20 protein-coding genes and 1 other RNA gene are annotated in these 18,939 nt (G+C 51.5%); 2 read left to right on the top strand and 19 right to left on the bottom strand.

Annotation, left to right across the window (positions count from 1 at the left end; translation table 11 throughout):
- Window positions 1-41 precede the first annotated feature (41 nt).
- On the bottom strand, window positions 42-1,373 hold the full coding sequence (locus QMO62_RS03490; protein ID WP_284638732.1) for a PhoH family protein: 1,332 nt from the start codon (window positions 1,371-1,373) through the stop codon (window positions 42-44).
- 108 nt (window positions 1,374-1,481) lie between these two features.
- On the opposite strand from QMO62_RS03490, the gene QMO62_RS03485 reads away from it, so the two are divergent.
- Window positions 1,482-2,024, top strand: a complete 543-nt coding sequence (locus tag QMO62_RS03485) for a YhcN/YlaJ family sporulation lipoprotein (protein ID WP_284638731.1) — start codon at window positions 1,482-1,484, stop codon at window positions 2,022-2,024.
- Window positions 2,025-2,067: 43 nt separating this feature from the next.
- Here the strand turns inward: QMO62_RS03485 and QMO62_RS03480 are convergent, their stop codons facing one another.
- The 13 genes from QMO62_RS03480 to QMO62_RS03420 all read right to left on the bottom strand — a co-directional run bounded on the left by QMO62_RS03480 (window position 2,068) and on the right by QMO62_RS03420 (window position 12,390).
- The gene (locus tag QMO62_RS03480; protein WP_284638730.1) at window positions 2,068-2,520 is read right to left on the bottom strand and encodes a pyridoxamine 5'-phosphate oxidase family protein; all 453 of its coding nucleotides are present in this window, start codon (window positions 2,518-2,520) and stop codon (window positions 2,068-2,070) included.
- Window positions 2,521-2,691: 171 nt separating this feature from the next.
- Window positions 2,692-2,964 carry a hypothetical protein gene (locus QMO62_RS03475; protein WP_284638729.1) on the bottom strand — a complete coding sequence of 91 codons (273 nt, stop codon included), beginning with the start codon at window positions 2,962-2,964 and terminating at the stop codon, window positions 2,692-2,694.
- Window positions 2,965-2,968: 4 nt separating this feature from the next.
- Entirely contained in the window at window positions 2,969-3,418 is a 450-nt protein-coding gene (locus QMO62_RS03470) for a hypothetical protein (protein WP_284638728.1), read from the bottom strand.
- Window positions 3,419-3,445: 27 nt separating this feature from the next.
- The gene (locus tag QMO62_RS03465; protein WP_284638727.1) at window positions 3,446-3,721 is read right to left on the bottom strand and encodes a YlaH-like family protein; all 276 of its coding nucleotides are present in this window, start codon (window positions 3,719-3,721) and stop codon (window positions 3,446-3,448) included.
- Between the two features lie 94 nt (window positions 3,722-3,815).
- Window positions 3,816-5,657, bottom strand: coding sequence for a translational GTPase TypA (gene typA, locus QMO62_RS03460; protein ID WP_284638726.1), 1,842 nt, complete (start codon window positions 5,655-5,657; stop codon window positions 3,816-3,818).
- Between the two features lie 188 nt (window positions 5,658-5,845).
- Window positions 5,846-6,505 (bottom strand): TerC family protein, encoded by a 660-nt coding sequence (locus tag QMO62_RS03455; protein WP_284638725.1) that lies wholly within the window; start codon window positions 6,503-6,505, stop codon window positions 5,846-5,848.
- Between the two features lie 99 nt (window positions 6,506-6,604).
- The gene (gene thiI, locus QMO62_RS03450) at window positions 6,605-7,813 is read right to left on the bottom strand and encodes a tRNA uracil 4-sulfurtransferase ThiI (RefSeq protein ID WP_284638724.1); all 1,209 of its coding nucleotides are present in this window, start codon (window positions 7,811-7,813) and stop codon (window positions 6,605-6,607) included.
- A 5-nt stretch (window positions 7,814-7,818) separates the two neighbouring features.
- Entirely contained in the window at window positions 7,819-8,982 is a 1,164-nt protein-coding gene (locus tag QMO62_RS03445) for a cysteine desulfurase family protein (RefSeq protein ID WP_284638723.1), read from the bottom strand.
- A 95-nt stretch (window positions 8,983-9,077) separates the two neighbouring features.
- Window positions 9,078-9,764: a lytic transglycosylase domain-containing protein gene (locus QMO62_RS03440; protein ID WP_284638722.1), complete on the bottom strand. Its 687-nt coding sequence runs from the start codon at window positions 9,762-9,764 to the stop codon at window positions 9,078-9,080.
- 132 nt (window positions 9,765-9,896) lie between these two features.
- Window positions 9,897-10,328: a hypothetical protein gene (locus QMO62_RS03435; RefSeq protein WP_284638721.1), complete on the bottom strand. Its 432-nt coding sequence runs from the start codon at window positions 10,326-10,328 to the stop codon at window positions 9,897-9,899.
- Window positions 10,329-10,370: 42 nt separating this feature from the next.
- The gene (locus QMO62_RS03430) at window positions 10,371-10,589 is read right to left on the bottom strand and encodes a DUF1540 domain-containing protein (protein WP_284638720.1); all 219 of its coding nucleotides are present in this window, start codon (window positions 10,587-10,589) and stop codon (window positions 10,371-10,373) included.
- A 58-nt stretch (window positions 10,590-10,647) separates the two neighbouring features.
- A complete protein-coding gene (locus QMO62_RS03425; protein ID WP_284638719.1) occupies window positions 10,648-11,781 on the bottom strand; it encodes a glycoside hydrolase family 15 protein in 1,134 nt (377 codons plus the stop codon).
- A 108-nt stretch (window positions 11,782-11,889) separates the two neighbouring features.
- On the bottom strand, window positions 11,890-12,390 hold the full coding sequence (locus QMO62_RS03420; protein WP_284638718.1) for a YpuI family protein: 501 nt from the start codon (window positions 12,388-12,390) through the stop codon (window positions 11,890-11,892).
- 214 nt (window positions 12,391-12,604) lie between these two features.
- Between QMO62_RS03420 and QMO62_RS03415 the strand changes: the two genes are divergently transcribed.
- Window positions 12,605-14,458 (top strand): S8 family peptidase, encoded by a 1,854-nt coding sequence (locus QMO62_RS03415; protein WP_284638717.1) that lies wholly within the window; start codon window positions 12,605-12,607, stop codon window positions 14,456-14,458.
- Between the two features lie 72 nt (window positions 14,459-14,530).
- Here QMO62_RS03415 and rnpB read toward each other — a convergent pair.
- From rnpB to rpoD, 5 genes are all read right to left on the bottom strand, one after another.
- Window positions 14,531-14,945, bottom strand: an RNA gene (gene rnpB / locus QMO62_RS03410) — RNase P RNA component class A.
- A 62-nt stretch (window positions 14,946-15,007) separates the two neighbouring features.
- A complete protein-coding gene (locus tag QMO62_RS03405) occupies window positions 15,008-16,123 on the bottom strand; it encodes a Nif3-like dinuclear metal center hexameric protein (RefSeq protein ID WP_284638716.1) in 1,116 nt (371 codons plus the stop codon).
- Entirely contained in the window at window positions 16,090-16,860 is a 771-nt protein-coding gene (locus tag QMO62_RS03400) for a tRNA (adenine(22)-N(1))-methyltransferase (protein ID WP_284638715.1), read from the bottom strand. Before QMO62_RS03400 ends, QMO62_RS03405 begins: the two co-directional genes overlap by 34 nt.
- 1 nt (window position 16,861) lies before the next feature.
- A complete protein-coding gene (locus tag QMO62_RS03395) occupies window positions 16,862-17,698 on the bottom strand; it encodes a hypothetical protein (RefSeq protein WP_284638714.1) in 837 nt (278 codons plus the stop codon).
- Window positions 17,699-17,818: 120 nt separating this feature from the next.
- On the bottom strand, window positions 17,819-18,937 hold the full coding sequence (rpoD, locus tag QMO62_RS03390; RefSeq protein WP_284638713.1) for an RNA polymerase sigma factor RpoD: 1,119 nt from the start codon (window positions 18,935-18,937) through the stop codon (window positions 17,819-17,821).
- Window positions 18,938-18,939: the final 2 nt, after the last annotated feature.

The raw sequence follows: 18,939 nt of genomic DNA, 5'->3' as shown, positions 1-18,939 counted from the left end.
CCGCGTCCATCCGGACGAACGAGAGTACAGCCTTTTCTTGGTTACAGCAAATCCGCTGCCAGCTGAGCCAGGTTCGAGCGCTCGCCGCGCTCCAGTGTGACGTGTCCGCTGATGTTTTGCTCCTTGAAGCGCTCTACGACGTAGGTTAAACCGTTGCTGGAGGCATCCAGGTACGGATGATCGATCTGCTCCGGATCGCCCAGCAGAACAATTTTGGAGCCTTCGCCAACACGGGAGACGATCGTTTTCACTTCATGCTTAGACAGGTTCTGGGCTTCGTCGATAATAATGAACTGTCCTGGTATCGAACGCCCCCGAATATACGTGAGCGCCTCCACCTGAATGCTTCCAAGGCCCGCAAGAATTTTATCGATATCCCCAGGCTTCTTCGTATCGAATAAGTACTCCAAATTATCATAAACCGGCTGCATCCAGGGCCGAAGCTTCTCATCCTTCTCTCCAGGCAAGTATCCGATATCTTTCCCCATCGGCACAACCGGACGGGCAATCAACAGCTTCTTGTACTTGCGCTCATCCTCTACCTTCATAAGACCCGCCGCCAGCGTCAAAAGTGTTTTTCCCGTGCCAGCCTTGCCGGTCAGCGTCACCAGCGGGATATCGTCATTGAGCAGAAGCTCAAGGGCCATACGCTGCTGCGCATTCCGAGCGGCGATCCCCCAGATCGGGTCATTGCTCATGTAAAGCGGCTCCAGCTTCTTCCCGTCGGCATTGACCTTAAGCAGAGCGGACTTCGATGTGCCAAGCTCATCCTTCAGGATGACGAATTCGTGAGGATGCAGCGGGTACGCCAGCTGAAGCGAATTCACACTGAGAAAGCGATACGTATAAAATTCATCAATTATGGCCGGGTGCACCCGAATCGTCAGGTTACCCATATACATATCCGGTGTATTGACAACCCGGTCGGTCAAGTAATCCTGCGCCGCAAGACCAAGCACATCCGCCTTAATGCGGACGAGCACGTCCTTACTGACAAGCACAACGGGCTTGGACTCCGGTTTTTCTTTTTCTTCTAAATGATAGTTCAGCGCTACCGCGAGAATCCGATTGTCATTCGTCGCCTCCGCAAAAACATCCTGCAGCTTCGCAAAGCTCTTATGGTTCAGCTCCACTTTCAAGCTTCCTCCGCTTGGCAGCGGAATTCCCTCATACAATCGGCCTTCATTACGCAAACCGTCCAACATCCGGGAGATATGACGGGCATTGCGCCCGAGTTCATCCGCATTGCGCTTCTTAGAGTCAATTTCCTCCAGCACAATCGCAGGTATGATCACGTCATTATCCTCAAAAGCATATATGGCATTCGGATCCTGCAACAATACGTTGGTATCCAGCACATAGATCTTTTTCATGGTGAGTCCCTCCCAGGTTAGGTGTTTGGCTTCTGGCGTAATACATAGAACCAGCTCGTTAGGACAAACTAACCAAAGCGATTACTGTATAGAAAGGAACGAAAGCTCATGAGAATGTTTGTCGCGGCAATCTTGTTGTTAACCGTATTGTCAGGTTGTAACCAGTCACCAAGGAACGGAGCCTCCCCCTCTCAGACAGGTGATCAAACAGGGAAAGTACAGGTCCAGCAAACAGCGCCTCAGAAGAAGGAAATCACAGATCCGGCAGCCGTATCTGCCCGCTTGGAGCAAATCGCTACAAGCATTCCCAACGTGGAGAGCGCGAATTGTGTGATCTTCGGCAATACTGCCGTCGTAGGCATTAATGTGCCTCCGAATATGGACCGTGCCAAAGTCGGTACGATCAAGCTGTCTGTAGCGGAGGCGCTAAAAAAGGATCCTTATGGTGTCGATGCTTTCGTCACGGCAGATATGGATTTGGCCGGACGGCTGCAGCGGGTCCGCAGCCAGATGCAGAACGGTCGCCCCTTGAACGGGCTCGCCGAGGAGATGGCAGCCATTATCGGCCGTATCATTCCTCAGCTGCCGCGCGATGTGGATCAGTCTCCGGACCAAGCCGTTCAGCAGCATAATACCCGACCGTCCGATTAAGTCGATCCGAGGGAAAGAAAAGCCTAGGACATTAATACATGTTCTAGGCTTTGTGCATTGCGTCGAAAACTTGGTTGTCCAGCTTTTCAGCCGCGCGCTGATCATAGGTTTTTTCATATTCAGGAGCAATGGAAATTTTCGCCCCATAAAACATCGCATCCCGAACGGTGGAGATGTCAATGTCATAACAAGCCAGTTTAAAGGGCACCTCTGGCAAAGCGTCGGTCACTTGGCGAGCAGAACCATAAATCGCATGCACGGATCCGGCACCGATAAAGGTCAAATTGACAAGCGGGTTCTTGCTCACATTCGTTACGATGCGAGACCGCTGATCGACAGCGAAGCGGATCGTCGTATCATCCTTCGCATAAAGCCAGGAAATCGCGTTCATTGTCGGTGCGCCTGATTCATGATCGATCGTGCTCAGAAGCGCGAACGATTCCTTCTGAAGTACCGCGAATAATTGCTCCGGCAAGGCTGTGAGTGTTTCTGCCATCGTAATTCCCTCCTACAAAAGCTGCATTATGCTAAATTGTCTGAATTATGTGAAAACTTAAGCTGTTATGCACATTATATCACACGGACCCTAGTACGGCTACCAACAGTTAACCAGACACTCCCTTCAATCGGTGATAATTTATATTATCTGTTTATTCGGACATATATGTCATTCATTATACTTTGGGTTTGAATTTATGTCCGTCAGGAGCTGCTCGGCCGATTCCCGGTCGAACATGAGCCGCTTGGCACCGCTCTCCGTTTCATAGCGGATGTGATACATCGTCTCGTCCGCTTCCGCTGCAAATTGCTTCAACTGATGATCCTCTTTTAGTATGACCTCAAAGAAGTCCTGCGTTTCCTTCGCAGCGTGATCTTCGGGACGCGCTTCCGCCACAATTTTAATTTGCAGCCAATTAAACAAGGCGTCTTGCAGATTCATTGTCCTACCCCTCCTCTCGCAACAGCAGCACTTGGCAGCCTTCCTCCAGCCACCCGTTCAGCCTATCGAACCATTCCGCATCCTCCGGATGAATAACGGCCCCCGGCAGTCCTGCCTTCAGCTCCATCAGACCGACCATCCTATGCAATCCATTTTCCCCGCAGTGTGAAAGGGGGAGCGCTTTCTCCTGCCATTGCGAACTTTGCTCCGTGACCAGAATGATATCTTCCCCGTTGTCCAGCTCGAACGGGAGCTCATCCACACCGCATGCCTCATAAGCTTCATCAGCGGGCAGCAGGCTTGCCTTAAACAGCAGAGGAAGCCGGGGATGGAGCTGCTGCAGCGCATTCACGAAGCGGTCGCGCTTGGCATCGGGCGCTAACTGGAAGCGCTCCTTCTTCAGTATTGCTACTTCGCCATTCCAAAGCACGGGAGTCAACCAAAAGGCAGTCATTCCCGAATCACCTCCGGCAAAAATTTGCTAATTTTGCTTCCGGTTACCGCGATCCTGGATAAAGTATCGAATGCGTACAATCAGCATGAGAGAAACGGCGACAGTCAAGCTTGCGACAATCGGCAAGCCGGCCATTTGAAACAGCATAAGCATACCTGCACCGACGGCCAGGAGCAAATAAATGACCAATTCCTTTAAAATCGGCAGCTTCCGCATACGAAATACTTTGTTATATACGTAGGTCATAAGCACGAAAATAAAGACAAAGGTTAGAAAAGGATGTGCACGCAGCCAATCCGTCATAAATGGAACCTCCTTTTATAGAGCTTGTAGATATGTACATGGAAAGAAAGCCCCGGAGACCCGACTCTCCGAAGCTTTCTTGTTCATTCACGTATTAAGCGTTCGCTTCAGCCATCTTACGGTGCTTCTCCGCACGCTCGCGCTCGCTCTTATTCAAAATCTTCTTACGCAAACGAATCGACTTCGGCGTAATTTCGCAGTACTCGTCATCGTTCAAGTATTCAAGCGCCTGTTCCAATGAATAGAGACGCGGCGTTTTCATCTTGACGGTATCATCCTTCCCTGCGGAACGAATGTTGGTAAGCTGCTTTTCTTTACAAATGTTAACGATGATGTCGTTGTCGCGTGTATGCTCGCCGACGATCATGCCCTCGTACACTTCCGTTGCCGGCTCCACGAACAGAATCCCGCGATCCTCTACAGAGAGAATACCATAGAGCGTGGAGGTTCCCGTTTCGCTCGATACCAGCACGCCTTCGTGACGTCCGCCTACACCGCTGCCCGCATAAGGACCGTAGCTGTCGAATGCATGGTTCATGACGCCGTAGCCGCGAGTCAGTGTGAGGAAGTACGTACGGTAACCGATCAATCCGCGGGCAGGAATCAGGAATTCCAAGCGGACATTGCCAGTGCCGTTGTTGATCATGTTGACCATTTCGGCTTTACGCGTTCCGAGGCTCTCCATGACGGAGCCCATGCTATCCTCCGGAATGTCGATAATGAGTCGTTCGATCGGTTCCATCTTCTGGCCGTCGATATTTTTAATGATAACCTCCGGCTTGGAAACTTGCAGCTCAAAGCCCTCACGGCGCATGTTCTCGATCAAAATTCCGAGGTGAAGCTCACCGCGTCCGGATACGATGAAGGCATCCGGGCTGTCCGTCTCATCGACACGCAGGGATACGTCCGTTTCCAGCTCCTTGAACAAGCGCTCGCGGATCTTGCGGGAAGTTACCCACTTGCCTTCACGGCCTGCAAAAGGACTGTTATTGACAAGGAACGTCATCTGCAGTGTCGGCTCATCGATTTTCAGAACCGGCAAGGCCTCCGGATTGTTCAGGTCTGCGATGGTTTCTCCGATGTTGATATCCTTAATACCGGCAATCGCAACGATATCGCCGGCGCCTGCCTCTTCAATCTCCAGACGCTTCAGCCCCTGGAAGCCGAACAGCTTCTCGATGCGCGCCTGCTTCGTTTGGCCTTCACGGTTAATAACGGCAACGGGTTGACCCTGGCGAACCTTGCCGCGGTTCACACGGCCGATCGCAATTCGACCCAGGTATTCGTTGTAATCCATCAGAGTTACGAGGAACTGCAAAGGCTCTTCTACGTTCTCGGTAGGGTTCGGGATATGCGAAACAATCGTCTCATAGAGCGACTGCATGTTCTCATCCTGCTTCTCAGGATCCATACTGGAGGTACCCATTAAGGCCGATGCGTACACTACTGGGAAGTCCAGCTGGTCGTCGTTGGCGCCGAGCTCGATAAACAGGTCCAGCACCTCATCAACCACCTCGGCCGGACGAGCGTTCGGACGGTCGATCTTGTTCACTACAACGATAGGCGTCAGGTTCTGCTCCAACGCCTTGCGAAGCACGAACTTAGTCTGAGGCATCGTGCCCTCGAACGCGTCAACAACGAGGAGTACGCCGTCTACCATTTTCATGATCCGCTCCACTTCGCCGCCGAAGTCGGCGTGGCCCGGGGTATCAACAATGTTAATCAAATAATCCTTATAACGAACCGCTGTATTTTTCGCCAAAATCGTAATACCGCGTTCGCGCTCCAAATCGTTGGAGTCCATCGCCCGCTCCTGCACCGCCTCATGGTCCCGGTATGTTCCCGATTGCTGAAGCAGCTTGTCTACGAGCGTTGTCTTCCCGTGGTCGACGTGCGCAATGATTGCGATATTCCGAATGTGCTCTCTTGAATGCATAAGTTCACAAAACCCTCTCATTAAATTTGGGATAATTGCTATCAGATAGGATAGCCGCCCGATTCACAAAAGAAGCGTCGGACGGAAGCGCCGACGCTTGATATACTTTTCACATTATACGTCTATTTTCGCCAAAAGGCAAGGCAGGTCGGGAATTTTTACACCGCATTTACAAAATAACTTAACATTTATGCCGATTTCGGCGTGTTCATCAATTTTTTCCACTGACCTGCCGCAATCACCAAAGCGGTGGTTACCGCCGGAATAATCCAGGTTGGAGTGCTTCCGAAGATAAAGCCGTAGACCGCCTTATCGGATACGAACATCTCGCCTGCCGTATAGCCGAGGATGCCTGCGCCAAGATACACAAGCACAGGATATTGGGTCAGCAGCCTCATGACGAGCGCGCTTCCCCAGACAATAATCGGGATGCTGAGCGCAATCCCCAAGATAATCACGGCGATATCCCCTTCCGCCGCCGCGGCAATCGCCAGCACGTTATCCAGGCTCATCACGAAGTCGGCCACCATAATGGTCCATACGGCGCTGGCCAGCGTGGATGCCTGCTTGATATTTGTATGGTCCTCTTCGTCTCCGAGCAGCTTAATCGCAATCCAAAGCAGCAGCAGCGAGCCCGCCGACTGAATGAACGGAACCTGCAATACGTAGACGGCACCTATGGTCAGCAGCACACGTAGACCGACCGCCGCGAAGGCGCCCCACCAGACCGCCAGCTTCCGTTGATGATAGGGCAGGTTCTTGCTGGCCAGCGCAATGACAACGGCATTATCCCCGCTGAGCACGATATTGATCATCATAATTTTCAAAAAGAGCAAAAACCACTCCATCGCCTAGACCTCCGTCCGTCTGTAGAGAAAGAATACTGACACCTACTACTCAATGTATTCTTGTCCTTGTCCGGACAGGTCTATTTTTTTGCCGCTCGTTTAAAAAAATGATGAAAGCTCATCCCGCTCCGCGGCGGAAGCATCCAAACGGATCGTTTCTGTGCGCTGCACCGCATCCGTTATCGCTTCATCCAGCCAAGGCATGTTCCGTTCGATGCCGAGGAGCACCTTCAGATTCGGATTGGTGCTCGGACTCGGCGGCAGAAAGATCGTGCAGCAGTCCTCATAAGGAAGAATCGAAATATCATACGTATCGATCTGCTTCGCCAAGTCGATAATGGACTGCTTGTCCATACAGACAAGCGGCCGGATGATCGGGAGCTCCACTACACGGCTGATGGCATTCATACTGGACAGCGTTTGACTCGCTACCTGCCCGAGGCTCTCTCCGGTTACGATAGCTCCGGCTCCCTGCTGCTCTGCCAATGCTTGCGCAATCCGCATCATAGCTCTGCGAAGGAGGGTGATATAGAGATTTTCTTTGTAATGCTGGTGAATCTTCGTCTGAATCTCCGTCAACGGAACCATATGCAGGCGTACCGGACCTGCGTAGGCCGACAGCTTTTTCACCAGGTCTTTCACCTTCTGCTGTGACCGTTCGCTGGTATAAGGGAAGCTGTGAAAATGCACTGCCTCCAGCTTCAGCCCCTGACGCATGGCAAGGTACCCCGCCACAGGACTGTCGATGCCGCCGGACAGCATCAGCATCGCTTTGCCGTTCGATCCGAAAGGGAAACCGCCGGCCGCTTCGTCGATTCGGCAATAGATTAGTGCCTGATCCTCGCGAAGCTCAATCCTCATTTCGATGTCCGGCTGATGCAGGTTTACCTTCAATTGCGGCAAAGCCCGGAGAATATGCGCAGATACCCGCCGATTCATTTCCTGCGAATCATGAGGGAAGCTTTTATTCACTCGACGTACGTTCATCTTGAACGTTCCCGGCAGGGCCGGCAAGGCTTGCATGACCTGCAGGGAAGCCGCCTCGATCTCCTCAAGCTTGAGCGGCGCGGTATATACCGGGCTGATCGAGACAATGCCAAATACTCTGCGGAGCTGTGGCAGCACAGCCTCATACGCATGCCCTTTCAAGGCGAGAAGAATCCGCCCGAACTCCGGGGCAAAGCGAATATTGGGAAAACCGGTCAAAGCGCGTTTGACCTGCAGCAGCACCTTGCGTTCGAAGCGGTGCCGGTTGCGCCCTTTCAGCACAAGTTCTCCATATCTTAGAAGCACCCATTCCGGCTTCATGCTCATCACCTCCGACCTTCCGTCTGCACAGTATGGGACAGCTCCTCTACTACCTGCTGAAGAACAAGGCAAAACCGTTCCGCATCCGCCATCGTATGCTGCAGGTTAAAGCTGAGCCGGATGCCTCCCACTGCACGGTCCGGCTCATAGCCCATAGCAGACAGCACTCTGCTGGGCTTTCTTGCGCCTGAGGAGCAGGCCGATCTTGTGGAGACATAAATATCGTGTTGTTCTAAAGCATGAACGACAACCTCGGATTTCATACCCGGGAAGGTGAAATGCACAATCCACGAAGCCATGTTCGTTCCATCGGCCGATCCGCTGAGATACAAGCCCGGGGTTTGTTCGATGCACTGCACCAAGGCTTGACGAATCGCCGCCGTCCTTTCCGCAAATGACGGCTGCTCTTGAACGGCCATCCTTACCGCCTTTGCCATCCCGACGATGCTCGGCACATTCTCTGTTCCGGAACGAACTCCCTGCTCTTGCCCTCCCCCGTAGATCAACGTTGCCAGCTCGACGCCGCGGCGTACGTACAGGAAGCCTGTTCCCTTCGGGCCTCGAAGCTTATGCGCGGAGCAGCTCAGCAGATCCACCTTCAGCTCCTTCGGCTGAACAGGCAGCTTCCCGACAGCTTGGACGGCATCGACATGAAACAATGTCTTCGGCCTGCCCTCCAACAGCTTGCCGATTTCGGCGATCGGCTGAATGCTCCCAACCTCGTTGTTCACATACATAATGCTGACCAGAATCGTTTCGTCCGTCAGCGCTGCCTCCAGTTCATTTATATCCACTATTCCATTCGCATCTACCGGCAAATAGGTGACACGGAAGCCTTCCAGCTCCAATTGCCGAAAGGAATCGTATACCGACGCGTGCTCAATTTGTGTAGTAATCAGGTGGTTGCCCCGTGACCGGTACTGTCTTGCGACACCGAAAATCGCCAGATTATTACTCTCCGAGCCCCCGGCTGTGAAACGAAGCTCTTCCGGGGTGCAAGCCAAGGCAGCCGCTATCGTTTCCCGCGCCCGGCTTACCAGCCGCTCCGCTTCCACTCCTAAGCGGTGCAGGGATGACGGATTGCCGTAATACGTTCTCATCACTTCTGTCATCGAGTCGATGACTTCTTCATACATCGGCGTAGTCGCCGCGTTATCCCAATATAGCATGAGTATAGTTCTCCTACTCTAATGATTGAATGAATATACAAAAGAAACCAACGGTCCAGCTTCGGAAGAAGCTTACCATTGGTTTTCCGTTTGCGTCAAGCTTGATACTCCTGCTTCAGCTTCAGCACCTTGCGAACGTAATTCTGGGTCTCTTCCGGAAGCAGATGCAGCTTCGCCATGAGCTCCTGATCGTTCGCCGCCTGAAGCTTGTCCACCCGGCCCGAGCCGGCATTGTAAGCCGCTAGAGCCATTCCCTGATTGCCTTTATATTTCATAAGGAGATTAGAGAGATATCGGGTTCCCCCTTCAATATTCTGCGAAGGGTCAAACGGATTCGTGACTCCAAGACCTTGTCCAGTCGAGTCCATAAGCTGCATCAAGCCCTTAGCTCCTGCACGCGATACGGCTTGCGGGTTAAAGGAGGATTCGGCACCAATGACCGCTTTCACGAGACTTGAGTCCACACCGAAGCGGCGGCTTGCGGTTTGAATCATGGCATCATATTGGGTTGGCTTGCTTGTCTTTGATGCTTGGTTCATTCCGGTGTACGGAGCGGCCGCAGAGAAAATCGGACTAATAGCGGCTGGCTTGAGCGGCGCTTTATCAACAGAGGCTTCCGTCGTCGTCGATGCCGTCTGCGACTCCGCGAGCAGTGTATTCAGCAGCTCGGCAAACTCCGAATCGTCCGTTCCCGTTTGAGGAGTACCGGAGGACATGAGATTCAATTTGTTCAAAATCTGCAGCTGCAGCAGCTCTTTGATTGTTCTCGGATCAATACTCATCTCGAAGCTAAGCTCCTTCGTTATCCATTTCCTATTCTTTTATTGTACACGCTTCTTCTTCATTCAGCCAGAAAAAATTCAAAGAGAATAATAGGAAAAAAGCGAATCCCGAAGGATCCGCTTTGACGAAAACTATGCATATAAGGGGACTAAAAGGAAGTAACCCGCTAAAGCAATCAAACCCAGCACGATTGACCATACGCCCAGAGCCCGATTCCCGGCCATATAAGCCAAAAATCCAAGCAAGGTCGCCCCGGCGCCAAATAATGTAGGATACACAAACATCGCTAAAATCGCCAGCGTAAGAGAAGCTGCTCCCAGCCAGGGATACGTCTTTTCTTTCGGCGTTTCCTTGCTTTCCAGCTCCTGTGCTTCTGCAGCCCTTACTTTGCGTGTAGCATCGTGGACAGTCGGACCGGTGTATGGAATAGCCAGTTCATTGGCATATTCCTCCATAATATCGTCAGAACCGGTTTCTTTGGAAATTTGATGCTGCTGAAAGCGAATGACCTTACGACTGGTTGCTTCCGACTCTCTTAAGCCTTCTTCTGGTTCATGCTCCATCCCGAAGTCCTCCTTTTTCGCATTTCGTTCCAGAGGAACGAATTACGATTTCGATTTTCTAGGCTCGAAGGTATGGCAGCAGGTTTTGGAGGACGAAGCGGCTTGATCCTGATGATCGGTAAATTCCGCACCGAATTCAGTATCATAAGCCATGCTCGCATGAGAATCGATCTCGATCATAATCTTGTCAGCGCTGCAGTTGTTACCCTGTGCCCAGTATTCACAGTTGGCAACACTGCACTTTACCAATGGTTTATCCATCATCATCACCCCATCTACAGGGTGCCCGGCGTTAAAAAAGGCTATTCGATAATTCGCCTTACCGGAGCTTGTTATATAACACCAAATACATAGCGTGAGACCAAAGCAGCGGCAGGGCCGGGGTTCCCCAGCGCCGAACCCATTCCTCATACCCCTGAAGATCCGGCAAGGCGTCAGGTACTTGTTCCGGCAGTCTTCCGAGCGAATCCGCCTGGGCTGCAATCCACGCCAGTGACTCCCTGGCTTCTTCGGTATTTCCGCTGCGCAGCTGAAGCAGGCCGTACCAAGCGGTAAGGAGGAGCCATTCTCCGCCGCCATAGTAGGTGTCCGTAACGTACCTTCGAATTCCTCCGCGAATTGTACGTAAATCGGCAGTGAGCTTAGCAAACGTCTTGCGCATAGCCGGGTGATCGATCGGAAGTACCTCAAAGGGCTCGCAAAGCCACATCAGGCTGGCATCCACCTCCGCTGTACCAGGTTCATACCGGACCGCTTCCGATGATTCGTAAACAGGCGTTATGTACTTCACAATATACCCGTCCGGATGCATCGCGTGCTTCAGGATGAAATCTTGTATTTTATCACATATGCCAAAAAGCTCTGATCGTCCGGCAAACGAAGCAATGCTGCGCAAGCCGCCGTAAATACACGCAAGGGTCGCCGGGTGCAGCTTGTCGCTGAACTCTTCCCAGCAATCGAAATTGGGATAGGTCCAAAAAGCGGATAAGTATTGTATCGTCGATTCGATGCTGACTCGAAACGATTCCGGAATTTCAGTCACGCCGTTCCTTCGCCAATGCTCTGTTACACCCCAAAGCCAAGCGCCGTACCCGTCGAGCTGAAAATGCCCCCACTCCGAATCGGTATCATCACTCCCGTCCAAATGGTACCGTGTGTGCAGGAATTCGTGCTGAGGTATGTTCTCCCCCCTTTGATGCTTTGCAATGAGATCATCTATTTGATTCGTTTTCCGCGCAATGATGCGGTTAATCCAGTCGTAAAATTTTCGTGCGGATTCATGCTCTCCCGTTGTATCCATAGCGTAGGCAATAAAGGTTCCGTCACGCAGCCAGCTAAAGCCATAATGATGGAACAAAGGACTTGCCACATAGCCCCCGCTAGGGTGCTGATTCCACGAAATCAACTGCCGGCTGACCTGAGCCAGATCTTCCAAGGATCCTTTAGTAAACACTTTCCCGCAGCCTCCTTTCGCCAGTACAACAAAAAACCGCTTTTGTAAATGCAAAAAAGAGATGCTTGGTTAAGCACCTCTTCACCAGTGTATTCGATCCAAGGAAAATTATACTTTTTCCCCTTGCATGCGCTTCTGGGTAATGTAATCCGTTTCGTAATAAGACAAATCCTCACGAAGCGTTTCGAATATTTTTGATAGCTCAATCGTCAAATCGCGGACAGGACGGGATGGCTTCTTACGGAAACGAATGGCATCTTGCCCGGTATACGCATAACGACCGTCTTCCGAATAACATTCGTTCTTCGGATAAAAGAAGTTGTTAACACAGCTGTGATACACTTCGTATAATGCTTTTTCCGCGTAATCATTGTTGAAATTCGGGCGTCGCAAAGCTACACCCAGCTTCTCATACGAAACTTCGCTAAAGACAAGCAGGTGTCTGGTATCCGACAAATATCCTTTATAGAACTCGTCCATCGCTGAGTCATTCTCCGCATTCAGCTGCTGTAAGGATTGGTTATTCAGAAACGCTTCCATTTTGCCGATGGCCTCGCTTAATTTCGTTCTCGTTGAATCACAAAGATTTTTTACGTTAAATACTGCCATAAGGCAAGACCTCCTCAACTAAACCGACGATGATGATGAAGCATACTTTCCTCCCTTCATGGTACCATAAAAACTTCACAAAGGGTATATCTAATGTCTTCGAAAATGCGTTTCTTTTTATCAGGTCCGTGATCCTGCTAAATCAAGGAAGACATAACCCTTTTCTTCCTAGGGGACGCTACAAGTAAAATCATGATGGTAAGGAGGCGGCAGTATGTGGAGATATATTCTGTCGTTTTTGTTTGTAATTGCTGGGGTAGGTCTGCTGTTTCCTCGCGGAGCTGAAACTCCCAGGCCGGAATCCGTCACTCCCGCCGCTGAGCTTCAAATGAAGCAGCAGACACTGAATCAGGATGTGGCGATTACCGATGAGCTGTGCCGCAGCCAATGCAGCTATGAGCTCGGACGGATTGCAAACGAGGTGCAAGCCCTGTCGGCAGAGGATAAACAAAAAGGGTTAGCGGCGCTGCAGTCCGGACACCCCCATATGGAATGGCTTGCCTGGACCGAGCAAGGCAAAACGTTAGCTCAAGCCATGCCTTACGGCACGCTCAAGGCGGAAGTAGAGCAAGCCGCCAAGGATCGTCTGGAAAAGGCTAAACATCATGTGGACAGCGGTCGCTCCTATCAATCGGAGCCGTTCCAAGCGGACGGCGGCACTTACTTCGTATTGGGAGTGCCTGGAACCCAAGGCTCCTCCGGGATTCTAGGAGTAGTGCGGCAGCACATTTTGCAGGAAGTGGAGGAGCATCAGAAGAAAAATTTGCGCCTGGTTACTTATCCTAGCGAAGGCCGCTATAAAATCGAGTCGGTAGAGTCCGGGACGCTGCGCGATGTGCACGTCGATCATCCTGAAGAGAATGAAGGGACGAGCCACTATCATATGAATCAGGTGGTCGTTCGTTTCCGCACAGAGCCTAGCCAAGCGGATTTGGCCAAAATTCGCTCGGAGATCGGAGCGACCCATTCCCAGAAGCTGGGGTATACTTATGTGTTTGAGTCCTCTTCGATGGAGGCTAAGCAGTTGATGGCTTATTTCTCAAAATGGAATGTGGAGTATGCCGAGCCTCATTTTCTTTATTTAACGAATGATGTGGCTGCACCAAGTGCACCAAGCGCCGGTGTGTTTAAGCCTAACGATTCCTTATATGGCCGTTATCAATATAACCTGCCGCTTATTGAGACGGAGGCCGGCTGGAATGTTACCAAAGGCTCGGAGCAGGTAACCGTCGCCGTAATCGATACCGGAGTGGACTTAAGCCATCCGGATTTAAAGGACCAGCTGGTCAGCGGACTCAATGTCGTAAACCCGAGCGCACCGCCGCAGGATGACGTTGGCCACGGGACTCATGTGTCCGGGGTCATCGGAGCTCTTGTGAACAATAATTTGGGCGTGGCGGGAATGAGCTGGTACAACCGCATTATGCCGGTTAAGGTGCTTGACCAGACGGGAGCAGGCAGTACTTATGCCGTGGCTCAGGGGATCATTTGGGCGACTGATCACGGAGCTCAGGTAATCAATATGAGCTTGGGCAACTACGCGGATGCTCAATTTCTCCATGATGCGGTGAAATATGCCTATGATCACGACGTAGTCTTAGTAGCCGCCAGCGGAAATGACAATACGGAACGCCCCGGATTTCCTGCAGCATATCCTGAGGTTCTCGCTGTTGCCGCAGCCGATTCCCGAAAATCGAAGGCTTCCTTCTCCAACTACGGTGACTATGTCGATGTAACGGCGCCCGGAGTCAGCATCGCCAGCACGTATCCGAACGGGCAGTACGCCGCTCTCTCGGGGACGTCGATGGCAAGCCCGCATGCTGCCGCTCTTGCCGCATTGATTCGCTCTGTCAACCCCATGTTGAAAAACACGGAGGTTATGCAAATCATGCGGGATACGGCAATGGATTTAGGCCCGCAGGGTCACGACCCCTATTTCGGTCATGGTATGATCGATGTAGTGGCTGCGGTGAAAGCTGCCGAGCAAGGCAAAAATTCTCTTACGAATTTCCCTCAGAGCACGCAAAGTCAGCTGGAACGAATTATCAGCAAATTTTTTGGCAAATAATGCGAAAAAGAACCGCCTCTGTGGCGGTTCTTTTCCATAATAAAGATTGGCAGCTATTGCAGCTCATGGCGATAAGAAAGCTTGCCGTAAGCCGGGTTCTGTGCTTCCAGTGGTTGTATCGGGGGCCACCCTCCCACCGTTGAAGCGACAATCATCTATCTAGGCCGCACATTGCTGTACGGCTCAAGCGACCAACCCGAACGCGCCTCGGGCTAAGGCTGTCCGCAAGGGACTGCGTTCCTCTAGGTCTTGCTCCAAATGGGGTTTACCAGGAACGATGTCACCATCGCTCCTCGTGGTCTCTTACACCACGGTTCCACCCTTACCTGTTTCGCTGCGACATAAGCGGCAGCGATCATCGGCGGTCCATTTCTGTGGCACTAGCCTTCAGCTCGCGCTGACTGGACGTTATCCAGCATCCTGCCCTGTGGAGCCCGGACTTTCCTCTCGTGACCCGGAGGTCACCAGCGATTGTCTGTCAAACTTTCTTCTGCAATAGGTGCATAACGTAGTATACAGGGTTATCGGACAAAACACAACTGTCAGATCCTAGAGAAAACGGAACGCTTCGGTATCGATCTGTGAAGCAATCACTTCCGTCTGCCATTTCCGGCTGTTCATCTGCTTCTGCAAATAGTCGGCCACGCCCTGCTTCATGATTTTCTCGATATTATGACCCGGATCAATGATAGCGAGGTCTGCTGCCAACGCATCATGAGCCGTATGATAGTCAATATCTCCTGTGATTAGTACGTCAGCACCGGCAAATAACGCATGCCTCATGTATCGCGCACCCGACCCGCCAAGAATGGCAATCTTCCTCACCGTACGATCCGGATCTCCGACCAGACGCAGCATAGGGACATCGTAGGCTCGCTTGACCTGCTCACACAATTCGCGGAGCGTCACGGCTTCCGGAAGCTTTCCGACTCGGCCAAGCCCTAAGGACGGGCCGATAATATCCAGCGGATAAATGTCATACGCTACTTCCTCGTATGGATGAGCCTTAATCATCGCTTGTATCACTTTACGTTCCACGGAAGGGGTAACGACCGTCTCAATTCGAATTTCGGCTACTTGCTCAAGCTTGCCCTCCGAGCCGATAAAGGGATCCGTTCCTTCCCGCGGCATGAAAGTGCCGGTCCCTTCGCTGTTAAAGCTGCAGTGGCTGTATTGGCCAATCCAGCCCCCTCCCGCTTGAAACATGGCGTTTCGAACGGCCTCCGCATGTGTTGCCGGGACGAATACGACCAGCTTTTTCAGCTTTTCGGAGTAAATCTCCTCAAGCGGTGCCGTATTGGTCAGACCGAGCGCCTCTGCTAACAAATCGTTCACTCCGCCCTTAGCTACATCCAGATTCGTATGTGATATGTATACGGCAATATCGTGCTTAATCAGCTTCTCGTACAACCGGCCCGCCGGCGTATCGGTCTGAATATGCGGAAGCGGCCGATAAATAATCGCATGATGGGCAATAATTAAATCCGCTTGGAGCCGTATGGCCTCCTCCACAACCTCGTCCGTTACATCCAGGGCGACAAGCACCTTGCGAATCTCCTTCTGCAAGGTACCGAGCTGAAGACCGATTTTGTCCTCCGGAACGGCATAAACCTTAGGAGCCAGCTCCTCCATCAGCTGAATGACGGCTTGACCTTTGGCAAGCATGCCAGCACCTCCCTAATCGCATGCATTTCTTCTTGGAGCTCCCGCTCCTTCTCTCTGGAAGCCGGGTTATCGGATTGTCCCAGTTGACGCTCGATCATCTGAAGCTTTTTGATTTCCGCTTCCCACTTCTTGATCAGCACAGGAGAACCCTCACGAACCAGATAAGGCCCCATTAGCAGCAATCGGTTCTCCGATAGTTTTACATTCTCCCCAAGTTGGAACGGTTCATAGAGCTTTAGGTTAGTGATGTCCGCCGCGCTTTCCGGGACCGCCGTTAAGATTTCGTAAATTTTCCCGTCTTCCTCCAATATTTGTTCTTGTATCAGCACCCAGCCATGCTGTACCAGCCAGCGGCGCACATTATCTTCTCCGACATTGGGCTGCAGCACTAGCCGCCGTACCCCTTCAAGCTTGGCGGCACCGGCCTCCAGTATGGAAGCGATCAGCGTCCCGCCCATCCCTGCTATCGTAATCACATCTACCTCGCCCGGTTCAATGACTTCCAAGCCATCTCCAAGCCGCACATCAATAAGCTTTTGCAAGCCCGCCGCCTTCACTTGCCTTAGAGCCGCGTCTCTCGGGCCTTCATTCACTTCTCCTGCCACCGCAAAGGTAATGCTTCCCCGCTCGGCAAGCCAGCTGGGGAGCAGGGCATGATCCGAGCCGATGTCCGCCATCCGGCTTCCATCAGGCACCTGTCGGGCAATACATTCCAAACGTTTTGATAATCGCAGCATGCTATGCAACCCATTCCGTCCATTTTTTTCGTAAAGTATAGAGCAGGATGCCCTCTACCGCCATCTTGACAAAAAGCACCGTTTGCACTGTCGCTTTCCCATACTTCTCGGCATAAAGCATACCATACAACTCAGGCATATACCAAACGATCAAGCTTAGCAAGAAGAACACCAGACCGATCTGCTTGCTCTTCTCATGGATCACCCAAGCCATCCAGCAAAACAGCAGACTCAACGGGACCCAGCTAAGCTCCAGCGTGACCCAATTAATCGAATCAAGCTGATGATGAAGCAGCCATCCGTAACAAAAAACAAGGCTGACCCACCCGCATAGCTGAAAGAGCACGAGCCTTGCTAACAGACCGGTTAAGATCCAGATTAAGCTGCATAACACTACATAAGCAACAATGGGGACAGGAGCGTCGATCCCTTGAATACGAAGAATGTAGACGCCGATAAACAACACGTACAGAGATGCCGTACCCAAGTAGATTTGCGAAGCCATCGGTTCTTTATAACGCTTCCAGCCGCCCATCAAATAACATACCGCCAAAAAAAGAAAAGAAACGCCAATTTGCATTGGTAATTCAAAAGCGCTAAAATTAAGGGCAGTAAAGGAAATAACACCCATTACGAAGAAGAACAACGTCCAATTTTTCCAATTACTGTTACGTATAGCGGAAGGGCTTAAGCCGAATAATGCGGAAGATGGCTTTTCGTCGTTATCAACATATAAATTCATTAGAAAATCACAATACTGCTCGGGCAGCAGCCGGCTTTTGCGCCAATGCTCAATTTCCCGGATCATGATCTTTCGTTTCTCATCTTGTTTATCCATCGGAACGCCACCTTACCAAAGCGAATAGGATTTACCAGCCTTCTTCCATATTTATCGGCGTGTGCGGCTCAAAAAATTAGACCTTGCCGCAGATTCCTGCAGTAAGGTCTATGATCATCATTACTCTAAGAAATCCTTCAGCCGTTTGCTCCGGCTCGGATGGCGCAGCTTGCGCAGTGCCTTGGCTTCTATCTGGCGAATCCGCTCCCGCGTGACGCCGAACACCTTACCGACTTCTTCAAGCGTGCGGGTTCGGCCGTCATCAAGGCCAAAGCGCAGCCGAAGCACATTCTCCTCACGTTCCGTCAGCGTATCGAGTACATCCTCCAGCTGCTCTTTGAGCAGCTCATAGGCTGCAGCATCTGCAGGTGCAAGCGCCTCCTGATCCTCAATGAAATCCCCCAAGTGAGAATCGTCCTCTTCCCCAATCGGCGTTTCGAGTGAAACCGGCTCTTGAGCAATCTTCATAATCTCTCGAACCTTATCGGTGCTAAGATCCATTTCCTTCGCAATCTCTTCGGGAGTAGGTTCGCGCCCCAGCTCCTGAAGCAGCTGTCTGGATACCCGTATCAATTTATTGATCGTTTCTACCATATGCACAGGGATCCGGATCGTTCTCGCCTGATCCGCAATAGCCCGGGTAATCGCTTGACGAATCCACCAGGTAGCATAAGTACTGAACTTAAAGCCTTTGTTATAATCGAACTTCTCTACAGCCTTAATCAGACCCATATTGCCTTCCTGGATCAAGTCAAGGAACAACATGCCTCGACCCACGTAACGCTTGGCAATGCTCACGACAAGCCGCAGGTTCGCTTCCGCCAGCCGGCGCTTTGCTTCTTCGTCTCCAAGGCCGATCCGCTTAGCAAGCTCCACCTCATCCTCAGCCGACAACAGAGGTACCCGGCCGATTTCCTTCAGGTACATTCTTACGGGGTCATTGATCTTAATCCCCGGAGGGAGCGACAAGTCGTCATCAAAATGAAAATCATCATGCTCCGGGTCATGCTGTCCCATTTCCCGATCTTCATCCGATTCGTTGCCTACATCAATCCCGTTTTCTTGAAGGGTTTCGAAAAACTCATCAATCTGCTCGGGATCCTGGTCAAAGGGTGCGAGCTTCTCCATGATTTCCTTGTAAGTTAATGAGGAACGCTTCTTGCCCTGTTCAAGCAGCTGCTCCTTCACCTGCTCCAACGTCAGTTCTGTCTCTATTTCCGTCCGTTGATCGTTCGCCATAA

The sequence above is a fragment of the Paenibacillus silviterrae genome, assembly GCF_030167925.1.
In the GTDB taxonomy this organism is placed as follows: Bacteria; Bacillota; Bacilli; order Paenibacillales; family NBRC-103111; genus Paenibacillus_G; species Paenibacillus_G silviterrae.
The sequence above is the reverse complement of the archived record's forward strand: the minus strand, read 5'-3'. Positions and strand labels throughout refer to the sequence as shown.